Annotated in this window: 12 protein-coding genes; 5 read left to right on the forward strand and 7 right to left on the reverse strand. The window is 57.5% G+C overall.

From position 1 onward, the window contains the following. Positions 1-256: 256 nt before the first annotated feature. Positions 257-733, reverse strand: coding sequence for a GlcG/HbpS family heme-binding protein (locus K3174_RS12845; RefSeq protein WP_221559158.1), 477 nt, complete (start codon positions 731-733; stop codon positions 257-259). 644 nt (positions 734-1,377) lie between these two features. Between K3174_RS12845 and pip the strand changes: the two genes are divergently transcribed. Then, the gene (gene pip / locus K3174_RS12850) at positions 1,378-2,352 is read left to right on the forward strand and encodes a prolyl aminopeptidase (protein WP_221559160.1); all 975 of its coding nucleotides are present in this window, start codon (positions 1,378-1,380) and stop codon (positions 2,350-2,352) included. Between the two features lie 364 nt (positions 2,353-2,716). Here pip and alr read toward each other — a convergent pair whose 3' ends face one another. After that, positions 2,717-3,838, reverse strand: a complete 1,122-nt coding sequence (alr, locus tag K3174_RS12855; protein WP_345719651.1) for an alanine racemase — start codon at positions 3,836-3,838, stop codon at positions 2,717-2,719. A 398-nt stretch (positions 3,839-4,236) separates the two neighbouring features. Between alr and K3174_RS12860 the strand changes: the two genes are divergently transcribed. After that, positions 4,237-5,136, forward strand: a complete 900-nt coding sequence (locus K3174_RS12860; protein WP_221559164.1) for a LysR substrate-binding domain-containing protein — start codon at positions 4,237-4,239, stop codon at positions 5,134-5,136. Between the two features lie 139 nt (positions 5,137-5,275). On the opposite strand, the gene K3174_RS12865 is transcribed toward K3174_RS12860, so the two are convergent. From K3174_RS12865 to K3174_RS12875, 3 genes are all read right to left on the reverse strand, one after another. After that, positions 5,276-6,592: a serine hydroxymethyltransferase gene (locus K3174_RS12865; RefSeq protein ID WP_221559167.1), complete on the reverse strand. Its 1,317-nt coding sequence runs from the start codon at positions 6,590-6,592 to the stop codon at positions 5,276-5,278. Between the two features lie 130 nt (positions 6,593-6,722). Then, positions 6,723-7,505, reverse strand: coding sequence for a phytanoyl-CoA dioxygenase family protein (locus K3174_RS12870; RefSeq protein ID WP_221559168.1), 783 nt, complete (start codon positions 7,503-7,505; stop codon positions 6,723-6,725). Positions 7,506-7,934: 429 nt separating this feature from the next. After that, positions 7,935-9,377: an amidohydrolase family protein gene (locus tag K3174_RS12875; RefSeq protein WP_221559170.1), complete on the reverse strand. Its 1,443-nt coding sequence runs from the start codon at positions 9,375-9,377 to the stop codon at positions 7,935-7,937. A 509-nt stretch (positions 9,378-9,886) separates the two neighbouring features. Between K3174_RS12875 and K3174_RS12880 the strand changes: the two genes are divergently transcribed. The 3 genes from K3174_RS12880 (at position 9,887) to K3174_RS12890 (ending at position 12,819) form a co-directional block, all read left to right on the forward strand. After that, complete coding sequence (locus K3174_RS12880; RefSeq protein ID WP_221559172.1) at positions 9,887-10,543, forward strand: GntR family transcriptional regulator; 657 nt, start codon at positions 9,887-9,889, stop codon at positions 10,541-10,543. Between the two features lie 156 nt (positions 10,544-10,699). Beyond that, a complete protein-coding gene (locus tag K3174_RS12885; protein WP_345719653.1) occupies positions 10,700-12,064 on the forward strand; it encodes an amino acid permease in 1,365 nt (454 codons plus the stop codon). A 329-nt stretch (positions 12,065-12,393) separates the two neighbouring features. Further along, positions 12,394-12,819: a hypothetical protein gene (locus K3174_RS12890; protein WP_221559183.1), complete on the forward strand. Its 426-nt coding sequence runs from the start codon at positions 12,394-12,396 to the stop codon at positions 12,817-12,819. On the opposite strand, the gene K3174_RS12895 is transcribed toward K3174_RS12890, so the two are convergent. Further along, positions 12,820-13,785, reverse strand: coding sequence for a hypothetical protein (locus K3174_RS12895; protein ID WP_221559185.1), 966 nt, complete (start codon positions 13,783-13,785; stop codon positions 12,820-12,822). It lies immediately after the preceding gene. Next, positions 13,782-16,274, reverse strand: coding sequence for a fimbria/pilus outer membrane usher protein (locus tag K3174_RS12900; RefSeq protein WP_221559186.1), 2,493 nt, complete (start codon positions 16,272-16,274; stop codon positions 13,782-13,784). The genes K3174_RS12895 and K3174_RS12900 overlap by 4 nt, the downstream gene beginning before the upstream one ends. Positions 16,275-16,298: the final 24 nt, after the last annotated feature.

Below are 16,298 nucleotides of genomic sequence, written 5' to 3' on the forward strand. Positions count from 1 at the left end.
CTACGCTTCATTCGTCCGTCTCCTTGTCGAACGCCGGACTCTACTTATCGCTGGAGGAAATCTAGGGGCTCAGACCAAAAACCCTACTGGCAGGCGAGATGATGTCGAAGTTGCTGTACGCTCGATTTTGCTGCTCACGGGCTGCGCTGGGTCGGAAAGCTGCGAATTGTGCCTTAACGCACCTACCTGGTCGGCAATGAGCATGACCGGCAAGGTCAAATCTGGATCGCTTCTTGATAAGCCTCGCCTCTGACACTCACTCGGCGAGGCTTGTGCCTGCTTCCAGCCCTGCTCGCGCGAAGCTTTCGTCGTTCGTCGGTGATGAACCGCTTACGCCGATGCCGCCCACGACCCGCTCGTCCCGCAATATTGGCAGGCCTCCGGCAATCGCGACAAGACCCTTCACCGTCAATAGGGAGAGCATACCGCCATCTATGGCATTCTGTATGGCCGCGCTGGGCATCCCCAGGGTGGCAGCTGCAACAGCTTTGCCCTCCGCAACGTCCAGAGATGTGAAGGACGTCTCGTCCATCCTCTGAGCCAGGACGACACGCCCTTCGCGATTGACGATAACTATAGAGACCTGTGCATCCTTTGTCAGGGCGGCCGATTGGGCGCCTTCAGCGATGACCTTTGCTTCGGCTAAGGTGATGCTGTTGCTATCTTCTGCGAAGATCGGTCGGCCCAACATCAACATGCTTGCGAACACGGCCAAACGAACGAGTCCAATCATCACGCAACACTCCAAGCATAATCAAGAGGTCTGAGAAGGCGCGCCTGAACAAGCGGACGAACTCGATATGTCATGCTCAGTCGTTGTCGCCTGTCAGGATCGGTCAGACAGTCAGACGAACAAATGGCATGACTCCCAAAGGCCGTGACTGGGATTCCCACCGTGCTGTCAATCATGGGACTGCGGTCGACGAAGCAAAGTCTCTTTCAGTCACTCGGCAAGCCTGCACTATCGATCGCGCAATGGAAACGCATAAATCCTTACAGGCAGAATCAGTTTTCGTAAGCCTGGCCGGTCCCTTTCGGATATGGTGCCGATCTATTCTGCAGGTACCTGCACTCCACGTTGTCGCGAGATCTCCTCTATCCGGCAAACAAGCGATGAAGAACCAAAGCTCGCAGGCCTTATTCAGTGTCGTAGACGTGCCACCTCCCGTCAGAATTGCCAGCCCTGACCTCGCTTTCTGTTGAAGGAAGATTGCATCAGCCCGAGCCCGGTTAAGGCTGTCGGCCAGATTTACTCGCTGGATGAAACGCAACCGATCTGTCAGCACATTTAGGCATGTCGTATCGTGTGTGGCTTGGGACCGGCACGTGCCGGCATCTCCAGGCTCAGATGCACTTGCAGCCAAAAGGATCGGACCAATGAGCAACTCTGCAAACCTGTACCCGGAGACCTGGTCTGACCGGCTCTATCCCGCGATCGAGCCCTATGAAACCGGAGAACTAGATGTTGGCGATGGGCACCGGATCTACTATGAGCGGGTCGGCACGCCAGGGGGTAAACCGGCGGTTTTCGTGCATGGCGGTCCGGGCTCGTCCTGCTCGCCTTCCCATCGACGGTTGTTCGATCCGGCACGCTATGACGTGCTCCTATTCGATCAGCGTGGCTGCGGCCGCTCAACGCCTCATGCCTCGCTCGAAGCCAATACCACCTGGCACCTGGTTTCTGATATCGAACGCCTTCGTGCGCTTGTCGGTGTGGAAAAATGGCTTTTGCTTGGAGGAAGCTGGGGCTCGACACTTTCGCTAGCCTATGCGCAAACCCACCCTGATAGGGTGCGTGCTCTGATTCTGCGCGGAATCTATCCAGCCGATCGTCGCTCGACTGATTGGCTTTACAGCTTCGGCGCTTCGGAAATCTTTCCTGACAAATGGGATGCGTTCCTTGCGCCAATTCCGGAAGCGGAGCGAGACGATCTCATTGCGGCATACAACCGGCGTCTGACGAGCGATGATCGGGAAGCCAGACTCAGCGCAGCCAAGTCATGGAGCCGTTGGGAGGCTGAAACAATCACTCTCAGGCAGGATCCCGAACTTGCTGCAGCCTTTACCGCCGATGACTACGCCATCGCGATTGCCAGGATCGAAAACCACTTCTTTTTGAACGGCTGCTGGCTTGAGCCTGATCAGCTGATACGCGACGCTGGCAAGCTCAGCGGCATCCCCGGAGTTATAGTGCATGGCCGTTATGATGTGGTCTGCCCGCCGCGCAACGCATGGGACCTGCATCATGCCTGGCCTGGATCGGAACTGAAATTCGTCATCGCGGGGCACGCTTATTCTGAACCTGAAATCCTTGACGAACTTGTCACCGCGACAGATCGCTTTGCGGCATGACCCTTGGAACCAAGGGATATCCGCCAAGGCTATGCGAAGCCGGCGTTGATCGCGCCTGACTGTTCAACTGCGATACTGTCCTCTTCGCGAGCGTTGTCGTGTCGCCGACCACCACGTTTGGCGCAACGCAGCCAGCGCCAACCCAGCCTGCGTCCATTGCGCCGGATCTGGCAAATGCTGTCGGGCGCAGCGGGGCAATATCAACCCGCAATCCTTCTAAGCGATGAGTCTTGAGCATGGTCTGGTGTTATCTGATCTCGGAGACGATAACTGAGGCCTCACATGAAGCCGGACGAACTCCTTACCGAGCGTACCTCATCGCAGGATGTCTGGTTTCGCGGCCCGACTTTGGCCTTCTGGCGATCTACTCTTCATGAACAACCGGGATGCGCCCGGAAAGGGACATCATCAACTCTAGCGGGCTCGCACCGGTCCAATGCGCCCAATCGTCCAGGGTGATCTCTGCATGCCCGACACGTCCTACAATCGTGGCTTGGTCGAATAGGGCCGCACAGTTCTCACCTCCAAGGTCGATCATGAGATGTTCGAGCGTAAACGCCGCCACTGGCACACAACGCCCTCCCGCAATGACTCTTGCAGAGTGTCCGGATGCTGCCGGCCGGAGGCCATCGCCCAATCCTATCGCCACTGTCGCTGGCCGTCGCCTTTTGGAAAGGGCATAGCCACCAGCCTGCGAGGTTGATTCAGTCGCGTAATCTACTCGTATAATATCTGCCGAAAGGGATTTGACCAGCGGCTTTAGTTCTTTGCGAGAGGCAAGCTCGGGCGTAAGCGGTGAAAGACCGTACAATGCATGGCCCACGCAGACGGCAGTAGAGGAATCCGGCGCGCCGGAGAGCAATCCAGAAGATCCCCACGCTTGAGTGACGGGAATAGAGACCCCACTCTGCGCCAGATCGACAGTCAGCTGCTTGAAGGCGCTGTATCGATCAATCGCCCAAGCCCGCCCATCCTGGCTCGCGAACGGCAAATGCGTATAGACACCGCGCAGCTCAAGCGCTGGTTCGCTGGCCAGTCGCCGAATGAAAGCTCCGGCCTGCTCGAGCGGAACGCCCAGGCGACCGAGTCCGGCGTCAACCTTCACCCATACCCGCGCGCGCTTGCCGGCGGCCAACGCCGCGGCCGCGAGCAGTTCGGCAGATTGATCCTCGAAGAGCGTCGGCTGCAAGTCATATGCAAGCAGCACCGGAAAATGCTTGGGTCGAACCCCACCGAACAGCAGAATCTGGGCTGTTATGCCTGCCTCGCGCAAGGCGACCGCTTCGTCGGGATTGCCTGTCCACAGTTTCTCGACGCCTGCATCGACTAGCGCTTGGGCGATGCCAACAACTCCTAAGCCATAGGCATTTGCCTTGATCGAAGCGATCACTTCGCGAGGGCCGGCGCAATGCCGGACAAGCGCCAGATTGTCGCGCAACGCAGACAGGTCAACGACCATTCTTGGCGAACGCAATGGCGGAGTCATCGAAATGGCCCCCCGCTGCCAAACTCCGACTGTATCGCAAAATGCAGCATGGAGAGCTTAGGGAGGGTGACTCTTCGGTTCGGCATGGCCATCGAGCCCACCCAGGGCGGTACGAATTCGCACTTGAAGCGCGTCGGCCATAATTCACGAACGATTGGTAGAGCAGCCATCCGGACCTCAAAAATGTGAATGGGCATGGTGGTCAGCAGACATCTTGTTGGGCAACTGCTCTCGAGTTCGGATTTGTAAGGTGAGCGACGCTATTGCCGAATGTGCATTCTGGCTTGCCGTCGCCAGCATTGAGCGATAGTTTCTTTAACTCATAAGGCGCACGGGCTGAAGATGTCAAAGGTTCCTATAATTAGTATTTCTATGTCAATGGGAGGGATTTTCTAACGATGCGGGAGACCCCGAACCTCGATTGGTTGCGTGTTTTTGCGGAAACCGCAGCAACCGAGAGCTTCGCACTCGCGGCATTGCGCCTTGGCGTCACGCCGGGCGCGGTGAGCCAGCGGATAAAGGCCCTGGAGTCGTTTCTTCGTGTCAGTCTCTTCGAGAGGTATCCGCAGGGCGTGAAACTGACCGATGCAGGCCAGCGTTATGCTCAGAGCCTGGCGCCTGCACTGGACCAGATCATCAACGCGACCCGCGAGATCACTTCTGCCGGGAGCAACAAGAGTGTGAGGATCACAATCCTACCAGCCCTCGCGCAGTTGTGGCTTGGGCCGAAAATGGAAGCATTTCACGCGTTGGGCACCAACACCAATGTCGAGATTTGGGCTGACCCCAATGTCGTTGACCTGCGAACATCGAATTTCGACATAGCGATCCGGCATGGCCGACCACCATTCCCTGGCTGCGAAATGACCGAACTTTTCTTTGATGAAATCGTGCCGGTGGCAAGCCAAAACGTGATCGAAACGGCCGAGAGGGATGAGCGTGGTTTGCCACGCGATGTGCCCCTAGTGGTCGATATTTATTGGCAGCACGACCTTAATGATTGGCTTGGGCGTACAGGGCAGAACGCGCCGCCCACGATCACTACGAAGACTTATTCACTTTATTCCATGGCAGTCGAAGCGACACTGCAAGGCGCTGGCTTCATGATCGGGCATACCGCGCTTATCGGCGACAAAATTGCTGATGGCCGACTGGTACCACTATCGGAGTTGCGCGTTCCATCCCCCAACCAATTCTACCTGCTTACGAAGTCGGCGGTGCCGTTGTCAGTTCCGGCCAAAACGTTTGTCACGTGGCTGCTCGATCAAGCCAAGCAAGACGCGGCACCGAGCACTTAAGACAGATTGGCAGTTTAAGGCCGCGGCGGATACCTAAACCCCGGACCCAGCCTTGCTATTCGAACCGGTAAGTCTGCAAGCCTTGGGAACTTCCATCGCGCCTTGATGACATGTGCACACGCGTAACGCCGGCTTTCGGCTAAACGCCGACCGGCAGCGATCGCGTCGTTTGTCGGGCTTCGGTGTCGGCCGGCTCGTCCCGGACAAAGTGAAGTTCATCGAAACGCTTCCGCAATGCCGTTACCCTCTCGGCTGCTTCTTCCGGACGCTCGCTCGAAAGTCCTTCGACGATAAGGTCAGCCAATTCCGGCATCTCGCGCGCAGTCATGCCCCAGCGGACAATCTCAGGAGTTCCGAGACGCAACCCGTTCACATCGCCCTCCACCGGCTCGACCGGCAGACCGATACCCGAGGCAAGGATGTTTGCCTGCCGCAACCGCTTTGCCGCGGCTTGACCGCCTCCATAGGTCGCGGCCCGGATTGCCAATTGGTGCGTTTCCGTGAAGCCGCGCTGTTCTCCGAACACCGGCACGTCCCGATCGGCAAGCGCTTTCGCCAGGGCAAGAGCGGTATCGCACATTTCACGAGCGTATTCTCGGCCGCAGGCCTTCCAATCCAGTAGTGCGAGAGCGAGCGAGGCGGTCTTGGCCACATCAAAATTGGCGGTCAGCCCTGGGAATGCAATCTTTTCAATGCGCTCGGCAAGGCGCGGGTCATTGGTCATCAAGAGGCCCGAAGGTGGGCCGCCCAAGCTCTTATAGGTGCTACATCCAAGAAGATGGGCACCCTCTTCCAACGGCTGCCGCCACTGGCCTCCGGCTATCATGCCACAAAGGTGCGCCGCATCGAACAGGACGTAAGCACCGACCTCGTCGGCGACCGCGCGGATGTCCGCCACGGGATGATGCCACAAGTTGAGGCTGCCACCGATAGTGATGAGCTTTGGCTTCACTTTGCGTGCCAGCGTGGATAGCGCGGCAACGTCTACCGTGTAGTTGTCTCGATCGATCGGTGCCTCGAAGATCGTAAGACCGTAAAGGCCCGCTGCACCGGGTTCGTGATGAGTAACATGGCCCCCGATTTGTCCGGGTGGAACGATGATCGAGTCGCCCGGCTGACAGGTCGCCATAAAGGCATACAGATTGGCCATGGCGCCGGAGGCAAGACGAATCTCGGCGAAGCGAGCACCGAAAACCTCGGCAGCAAGTTCGGCAGCTAAGATTTCGATCTGCTCGATCGCTTCGAGACCCATCTCGTACTTGTCGCCCGGATAGCCGAGCGATGGACGCGTCCCAAGTCCGCTGGCAAGCAGAGCTTCGGCACGCGGGTTCATTGTGTTGGTTGCAGGATTCAGATTAATGCAGCCGACTTCGTGGATATGCCGGTTCTTTTCGACCAGGGTTGAAAGCAAACGGTCGATCTGATCGGGAGAGCTCTCAGCGACTTTGCTTGCCACCGAATGTACAAGAGCCTCGCTTTGCTCGCCTACCCACGCACGTCGCGCCAACATTGTCATTGATTCTCTCCAATTGATCGAAATCGCGCCGCATCGTGCGATGTTGCGCGGAAGGACCGGGCAGCGGAATTCAGGATATCCGCTCAAGCAGGCAGTCGTCGGCCAGCGGTTGTATGGGGGAGAGATCGCGATGATGCTGATGATCTGGCCGAGCCTCCTTCTTGTAGGCATTCGTCACCGGATTTGCGATCATCGAGAAGATGCTGCGATTCCAGGGAGAGATGTTCGGCGGCGAACCGTGCAACATCAAGTCGCCGAAGATCAATGCTGTCCCGGCCTTGCCCGTCATTGACTGCAGCGGGCAGGTTTCCGCGACACGTCGGACGTCAACTTCCTCGATCACCCAGAGATCCCAGCTCGTCGAGACAGTGTCATGCCAGTTCCGGAGTGGACCAAATTTGTGAGACCCCTTGAAAAAGTAAAGTGGGCCATTGAACTCATTCACATCATCAAGAAAAATATGAAGATTGAGCGCCAGTGGTTCTAAGACACCGTCCTCCTGATTGTGAGTCGAGAAGTCCTGGTGCCACTGCCACTGCTCACCTTCAAATGCGGCCTTCACATTTATCTTGCACTGTTGAACATAGAGATCCTCACCGCGCAATTGTTTGGCAGGCTCGATCAGTCGCGGATGACGCACGAGACGCGAGAAGGCCTCGTCGCGAAGGTGCAGACCAGTTGCGGTGCGGACGAGCTTGCTCTTTTTCTCGCGGATGTTCGCCGGTTCGTCCCGGTCGAAAACGCGAGCCATCGCGTCGCGGATCACTGCAACCTCATCTGTCGAGAAGAGTTCTGGGAGGATCAGAAACCCATTCTCCTCGAACTCGTCAATACGCTCACGCGAAAGCTTCATATCATACTCCTGGTGAAGCAAGCTGCGCCGTTAGGTGATGGCTTCAAAGCCGAACACAGTTTCATGCTGTCCACAGACTACTCACGCGAAGCCCTCGCGAAGGCAAACTAAAAAAATTGAGGGAAGAAGGAGCTTATCTCATTCTTTCGATAAACATCTTCTGAAAATACATAATTGCAGCTCCGAACCAAGGCGATAGAGAGTATAATAGATCGACAACTTTCGATTATATAAATAAAATGTCGAAAATAGTGCAATATATTATCATATAAACAAAATTCGCACCCATCATGAATGGGGGGTAAGCGAATATTTTTTATTCATGTATGTCTGATATTCGTTATCGGGAGTGAAATTAGGGTTCGGACCCTAGAACCTCATTGCTCATGCCAAACCACTCCCTTTGCTCGTGAAACGAGAGTCCCGAGCCTAATCCTGCCAGGGTAACGGTACTTCTTCGTGCGGCGGCTGGTATAGTCTTCCGTCCTGCAACATTAGGCGACCGTTGACGAATGCGGTCCGCACCTTGCGAAGCGCTGCCAAGTCTTCATCTGGGTTGCCGTCCACAACAATTATGTCCGCGAGCTTGCCTGTTTCGATCGTTCCAAGCCGGTCGCCCATGCGAAGAATCTCGGCTCCTGTTTTGGTCGCAGCCACAAGCGCTTCGGTCTTCGTGAAACCGATCCGCATGAAGGATTCGAGCTCGTCGATGTAAGACCCCGGGAGGAAATCCGTCCCTGCCAAGGCGACAACGTCCAGCCCGATCCCCAATTTCACTCCGGCACGCCGCATCTTTGCGACCATTGCCTCGTGGATTTCCTCATTGAGCTCGAACCGCCGCGACGTCGAGCCGAAATAACCTCCCGAGCCGCGTACGATGACCCGATAGGCGACGAGTGTCGGGACCGATGCGATGCCACGCTTTGCCATCAGAGACACCGCAGTGTCGCTGCGTGGCAAGGGGTGTTCGATCGAATCGACTCCAGCCTTGATCGCCATATCGATGTATTGCGTTTCGGCATCCACCGTGACTGGCAGGCCGAGCGAATGCGCTTCGTCGACCGCGGCGGTAATCTCGTCCTGCGTGTATTCGCTCGCAACCTTGATAAGGTCGGCACCTTTCGCAAACTGGATACGCACCGCCTCACGCCATTCGTCCGGGCCAGAAGCAATCCGAACCATTGCGTTGGGATTCTTGTCGGCGACTTCGGGATATCCAGGCTGAAAGGCGTGAATCGCGCCGTGGCCGCCGGTCTGCGTAATCAACTGGCCGGCCGCAAAGATCCGCGGGCCGGGAATTTCACCTGTTGCCTGTTTCGCCTTGAGGACGAACGGCACGTCGCCATGAGACCCGACGTCGCGTACGCTCGTGACGCCGGATTGGAGGTAGGTTTTCATGCGCAACAACGCGCGCATTGTCGATTCCACACTACTGTAATTTGCATTGCTAAAAGCGCTTGCCAGATCTTTGCCAGTTAGGAACGACAGGTGGGTGTGCAAATCGATGAGTCCGGGCATTACGGTCTTCCCGGTGACATCATAAACGACCGCTTCTTTCGGCCAGTTCGTCTCTTCAGGGCCAAGTATTGCAGTGATCGTTTTACCTTCCACGACCACCGTAGCGGGCCGGGCCGGTTTGCCCGTTCCATCGAAAAGGCGCCCGCCCACAAGCACGAACGAACCCTCGGGTGCGTTATAGTCGGCAGGTACCGGAATGCGCAGAACGTCATCAGATGTCGGGACGTGATCCGGCAGAACTGCTGAACGATCGTAAATCGGACGAGCTTCTGGGCCGCCGTCCTGTGCAAAAGCGGGACCTGCAATCGCCGCAGCCGCAAGCAAAATGCCGGACAGCAAGGTCAGTTTTATCATATAATGTGCTCCCAGTAACACAAGCCATCGCGAATTTGCGGGTGAGCGTAGTTGGCCCAAGGGTCGAGTCAACAAGGGGAAAATTGAAGGTTTGAGCTAGAAAATCTATTGGTTGGCCTGGTTCCCGGCCAGCAGGTGTCAGGCGAAACAGCCATCCCCATCGCCTTAGGAATCGGGGTGCTGATTATCTCCGAAGCGGTTATGACATGGGACCCGGCGTCGGGATCGGCCCGGCAAAATGCAGCCAATCAACGTTGCGCATTGCGCGATGATAGTAACCTGTTTTGCATACAGCCCAAGTGCCGCATGTCTCGTCGAATTCGCGCCGACCTACCATCGGTCCGATCGGTACCGGCGGAGAGATCGGTGATCAGTGAGGCCGCACTTCTGTCAGACGAGAAATCAGCGCTTGAAATGCGACCATTTGATCGCGTGCGCCTCGCTTGAGTTGCGCTCTCGCTTTTGGAAGCGCACCTATAAGGCCATCAGTCACTGAATTTGAGCGTACCATGGCCGGAATAATCGTCCGCAACCTTTCTGACCAACTCGTCGACCTGATCCGCGAGCGCATTCTGGATGGAACGGTCCCTCCCGGGCAGCCGATCCGACAGGACGCGCTCGCGTCGGAACTCGGGGTCAGCAAGATCCCGCTGAGGGAGGCCCTGACGAGACTGGAACAGGAAGGCCTCGTCACGAGCCAGGTCAATCGAGGATATGTCGTACGATCGTTGCGCTCGGATGAAGCGGAAGAAGTCTACGCGTTGCGGCTGAAACTCGAACCCGAAACAGTGGCGCTCGCGGCGATTCATGCGAACGATGCCGATCGGCAGCAAGCCATTCAGGCCAGTCAGGAACTCGATGCGGCCACGAATGTCCATGGCGCAGGCGTCGGCGCGTTCAATCGAACCTTCCATCTCGCCCTCATCCGACCCTCCGGCCAGGCGACCACAACACTGTTTCTCGAGCGTCTGCACATATTGAGCGAACGCTATGTTCGTAAGCATCTGGAGCCGCTCGGGCGCGATCAACGTGCAAACGAAGAGCATGGCACGATCCTCCAGATGTGGCTCGATCGTGACACTTTGGTGGGTAAACTGGTGCAGGCGCACATACGGAAAACGGTCATAGACCTGCGGCGCGAACTGTCGCGACAATCGGAAAACTGAACGATCAACGTGGCAACCGTTTCGCCCACAGGCAAATCTGGGCTTGCTCTATTTCGTATACTATGTACGATCACCTCTTCTGTTGAACACAAGGGGCGAAGCGTGAAAGGGAGTTGGCTTGGGCCGCGGAAGCCGTTCGAACTCGCATCTTCAGATGTGAGCGGGTTGCGCAAGACTTTGAGTTGGCCGCATCTTGTCGGCCTTGGCGTGGGTGCGATCGTTGGCACCGGCATCTATACGCTGACCGGAGTGGGCGCAGATCGGGCGGGCCCTGCAGTAATTGTCGCGTTTGCGGTGGCTGGTATCGTTTGTGCCTGCGCCGCGCTGGCCTATGCAGAGATGGCGACGATGATGCCGACATCGGGCGGAGCTTACACATACACTTATTCGGTCCTCGGCGAGAAACTGGCATGGATCGTCGGCTGGAGCTTGATCCTCGAGTATTCGCTGGCCTGTTCGACCGTCGCGGTGGGGTGGTCGGGCTATCTGGTCGGTTGGCTACAAGCCGCGGGCGTCGATCTCCCTACTGCTGTTCTCGCTGGGCCATACGCGGGCGGAGTAATTAACCTGCCTGCAGTGTTCGTGGCTCTCGCCATCGCAGGGATGCTGATCGCTGGCACCCGCGAAAGCGCAACCTTCAACATAATCCTTGTGGCCATCAAGCTGGCCGCTCTGACCGCTTTCGTCTTACTCGCCTTGCCCGCGTTCGATCCGGCCAATATGACCCCCTTCTCGCCCTACGGCTTCGGCAGCGAGGTCATCGAAGGGAAGACCCGTGGTGTGATGGCCGCAGCCGCAATCGTCTTTTTCGCGTTTTACGGTTTCGATGCCGTGGCGACCTCGGCCGAAGAAGCCAAGCGACCCGGGCGGGACCTGACTATAGGCATTCTGGGTTCGATGTTGATCTGCACGCTGATCTACATGTTTGTGGCAATCAGCGCGATCGGTGCTGTCTCCTACTTGGACCTCGGACGCTCTGTGGAGCCTCTTGCTTTCGTACTGCGGGCCCTTGGCCATCCCTACGCTGCCTGGATGATCGGGCTCGCCGCCCTTATCGCGCTCCCCTCCGTCATCCTCGTGATGATGTACGGCCAAAGCCGGATATTCTTCGTCATGGCCCGCGACGGGCTTTTGCCACAATTCCTCAGCCGGGTGTCTGCGCGTTCAGGCGCACCGACCACCATTACGGCTGTCACCGGCCTGTTCGTCGCGCTGGTAGCGGGCTTCTTTCGTCTCGACGAAATCGCAGAACTGGCAAATGCAGGTACGCTGGTAGCCTTCATCGCGGTTGCTGTCTGCATGATGGAGTTGAGACGCCGAGCACCCGACCTGCCACGTGTTTTCCGATGTCCACAACCTTATCTGATCGGGACGCTGGCATCGCTTGGCTGCCTCTATCTTCTGATCAGCCTTCCGACACACACCCTTACGCGCTTCGCAATGTGGAACATTGCAGGCCTCGCATTTTATATAGTGTACAGCGGTCGGCGCAGCCTGCTCGCAGCGAAATCGGAGGGGTAAATAGGATCTTCGCGAGCGCTGCATGTCACGACAACGAGCCGGGCTGATCGCGACAGGGTGTCCGTTGTCAGAACATTTGGCACAACTCGCGACGTAGGGTTGTGGAGCGTGGGCTTCGTCCTGAATTGATGCTCAGATGGCGAGCTCGCAGTGTTGCAAGCGCCGATGTTCGCGGGTTTTTCGTTTGATCTTTTATCGTCTTTTGATGATGCCGGGTGATACGGTCGTACGAACACCCCCTCAAGGCGAAGTTTAACGTTCTGTTTATTAAGTGCGTTAGGTACTCTTTCAGCACCCTAGCCTAGGTCCATGCTCTAAGGAGCAGTCGGATGGCATGGAAGTTGTGTCTATCAGCAGTCTTGGCGGCGACATGTATCGTCAGCACTTCGGCATCCGCACAGAGTGCGTCCGTTTCAATCAACGCTCGCGTCAACACAATCTGTACAGCCCAGATTACAGGCGTGCCACCTGCGCGTTTCGATCAAGGGCTTAACTTGATTGGTGAAATTGTCGAACTGTGCAACAACGTCGATGGTTACCGCCTAGTCGTCAGGCATTCGGAGATGTCGAGCGGAGCATATTGGACGCTTGACAACAAACCTATCAATATCAGCGAGTTAGCGAATACGACGGTGCTCGTCGATTCCTCGATACCTGCATACCGAGAACGGCAACTTGGTCTTTATCTGACCGAGCCGATGTCGAACGCAGATCCGTTGATATTATATGCCGAGCCGAAGGGAGTGATCTTTTAGTCACGGAGTTATAATCGAACAACCTTGCCCGCCCGGAAGCCCAAGACGAGGCGAGAAAGTCAGCGTTACCACATCGCTGTAAGTACCCGCGGCGGCCGTCTTGACTTGTTCCGCGGCAATTTCGGCCCTCAGCAGATGAGCCTGCCCCGCTGGTGCCGTTCCCCGACTACATGCCAGTCGCGCTCCCGTTTTCACGGGGACACCGGACAGCCACAGCGAATAGTCGAGTTTTCGGTCGTCTTCGGCATACCGGCGAAGCGCACCGTTCTCCGACCTGATATCGATATCGTAAGGTAGTGTGGACTGGGCGGTGATCGAAAGGCTTCGCGAAACAGCGCCGCCAGTTTCCGGAACCACACCGAAATCGAGCCTACCGCGTTGCAAACCGGCGGATCCGATGAACGTGCTGATCTGCTCGGGAACGTGAAGATCGATCGCTAGCTGCGCTCCAGACTGAAAACCGGGGGTTCCGACTTCTGCATCTCCCATTAGACACTGGTAGCGGACCTCCAGCGACTGGTAGTAGTTTCCAGCGCCGACATCCTGACCTGCAGGAATACGAAGGCGGAAACTCTCGTTCTGCACGGTCTGCCCGCCGCGGCTGGAAAATCCGATCAGAGCGCCATTGGTCGCGTTCGGCTGTTCCGGGCCGATCGCGAAGACATGCCTGCTGGGATCGCGCGACCAGACGACGTCGTAGCGCGAGACACCGTTGAGCCCCATTAGCGGGTCCGGGCCCGCCGGGTCGGGATCTGCCAGAAGAATGCGGACTGCGGAAACCTTCGGATCGACCCGGCGCACCTGAATGTTGAAGGAGCGATCAACCATCGCCGGAAGAAAAGGATCATACGTCACGCGCAGATCGGCTGCCGTTGCGGAAAATTCCGCACACTGGCCTTGAGCATGAGCGACGGTGGCGGGGGCGCAGGACGCCGCCAATATCAGGAATCCGAGTAATGCTCTCATTCTTCATTTCCCGGTAGGAGTGGTTCGGATCTCACCAGGCCTTCGGCGGCGGCGGGTATCTCGAAAACATATGTTTGCAAACGATCGCCGAATCCAGCCTCTGCCCGCCAGCGACCGGGCCGCAAGCCCATCGCAACGAACTTGCCGAACCGGTTCGTGAATGCCTGGACCGGCGGACGATCGGGCGCATCGACCTCGTATACGAGCGCCGATGTAAGCGTAAGAGGCTCGCCATTGGGCTTGAGTAGCGCGCCCACGAAGGTAATCGAATAATCGGATCCCACATCGATGATATAGCCCGATCGATAGGGCGGCACGATGGCTGCTAGTCCCGCACCGAGATCGTATCCGAGTGGAGCGTCCGGGACGTCGTAGGTGAATAGCTGGGGCGTGTAGGAGGACAGATCGCTTGCGACCGCGCCGCCCAATGCGCCGGACCGCGCCGTATAGTCGTCACCGTCCGGCTGGAGATAGACCGGCGCGTCGTTCAGGGTTCGATGCGGAGCGAAAATAGCGAAACTGTTGAAGATCGGGCGGCTCAGAGCGATTTCTCCATCCGCAAAGGCGATCGAGGTGCCGAGCCTCAGCGATGTCCGTTGATCTACAATAGACCGCGTATCAGTCGAATAGGAGGTGCTATGGGCCGCGCCTACTTCCGCGCGGTTCAGCAGGGCGGTAATGTTGCCGTTCCCCGCAAGCTGCTGGTCGAAATATTCAACCGTGGCCTGCGCATTGAACGAACCGACGCCACGACCACTGGAAGTCTGGTAGGACAGCCGCCCTCCTTCACGTCTCGTATCTATTTCGGCAGTGGCGGTCGACCGAGTGCCGAACCGCATGGTCAGGGCAGCACGTACGCCGTACTCTCGGTTAAAGCCGCGGTCCTGATAACTGGCCTCGGCGGTGAAGAGCATGCGCGTGTTGATGCGCCAGCCATAAGTGGTTCGCGCGGTATACTGATCCGGACGCGATCGACCGACCGAGTAGAACCCGTCCGCGCTGACATAGTGATCGCGACTGATCCCCATCGAAAAGGTCGCGCCGAACTCGTGACTGAAGAGATTGACTGCGGTTCGCGCGTCGGCGTTCGCGAAATCCTCGCTCACATACTGGTATGTCGCCACGAGCGATCGGCGGTGCGAACTCGCCGTGCCGAAATCCCGTTCCAAACCCAAGTTCAGTGCATATCCTGTACCGACCCCGTCGACATTCGATGCGGCGAGATCGAAGCCAAGCGTACCGATGGGGGAAGCCCAAACCACTTCGGCTCCCGCGACGCCGCCGCGTTCGCCGACTTGGAAGTTCCCGCCTGCCGTTACCGTCTCGCTGATACCGCGGCGGTAGAAGCCAGAGGCGGCGGGGGAACTGGTATAGTCCCGACCACGACCGTCGAACGGAGTGGCGACACCGGCATATACGCCGAATTCCGACAGCCCTTTCGCCAGAAGATTGCGATCAAAAGCGATCGAGAAGCTGACAACGCTTTCTCTTCCGTCATCGGCCCGCACGACCAACCGCACATCGTTGGCACCTTGGGCGAAGGGGAAATCGCCTATATCGTAAGTGCCGGGCTGCAGGCGCGTCTGCTGGACGGAAACGCCATTTACGAAGGTTTCCACCGTCGAGGTCTGGGTGATGGTGAAGCTGCGCTGTCCGCGCGGCTGGATGTTCCTTTGCGGATCGAGGTCCGCATAGATTCGCTCGGCAGAGATTCCTGCGATTGGCGACGCTCCCGAGAATCCGCGCGAAACGGGCCGTAGATCGCCACCGGCAAAGCGCATGGAGCGTCTCAGGTCATCGTACACAAGTCTTGTGTTCTCACGCCGAAAATCGTCCTGAATGGTAGCTTCGTTCTCCAGGACGAAATCGTTGAATCGTACGGCACTGTCGACAAGTATGTTCGGATTTTGAAGCCCGGTGTCGAATCCCCGGTGAACGTAATCCAGATTGCCAAGTATGGTCACGTACCCCGAGAGACCGGCAGGGGGCGTGATTTCCGAGATCGCGAGCGGGGGGGCGCCGGATACGCTGATCTCCTGCCTCGGCCGTTGTGCAACAGCGATGGTGAGTTCGATCGCGAAAGTCTGGGGATTGTAGGAAATCGGAACTCCCAGAGCACGCAACTCGCTGGCCGTAACCGTTGGCTTGCCGGTCAGATTCTGAGCAACGCTCTGTCCTGATTCGGTGTTCAGGCGTGGGAGTACAAGTCCTAGAAACTGCGCAGCTTCGAATTCGATCTCTCCGTCGGTACGCAGCAGATAGTCGATCTGCCCGATCACAAAGCCGTTGTCGATCAGCGGGCCACCAAGCGGAACATTGCGCCCGGTCGGATTTATCTCGTTAGGCTGGAGGGGCGGCGTTTGGACCGGATCGGCATCCCCGACAGCGCCCGACGATGCCGTTTGTCTCGCAACGGGATGGAGGACGTCCTCGAGAGTAGGGCGCTCTCTCAGGATCGATGCAGGAGCACCGAACGTGTGAAAACCCATGATCGAGCTCGAAGCGGGAAGCAG

The organism is Qipengyuania qiaonensis (assembly GCF_019711515.1).
Taxonomy (GTDB): domain Bacteria; phylum Pseudomonadota; class Alphaproteobacteria; order Sphingomonadales; family Sphingomonadaceae; genus Qipengyuania; species Qipengyuania qiaonensis.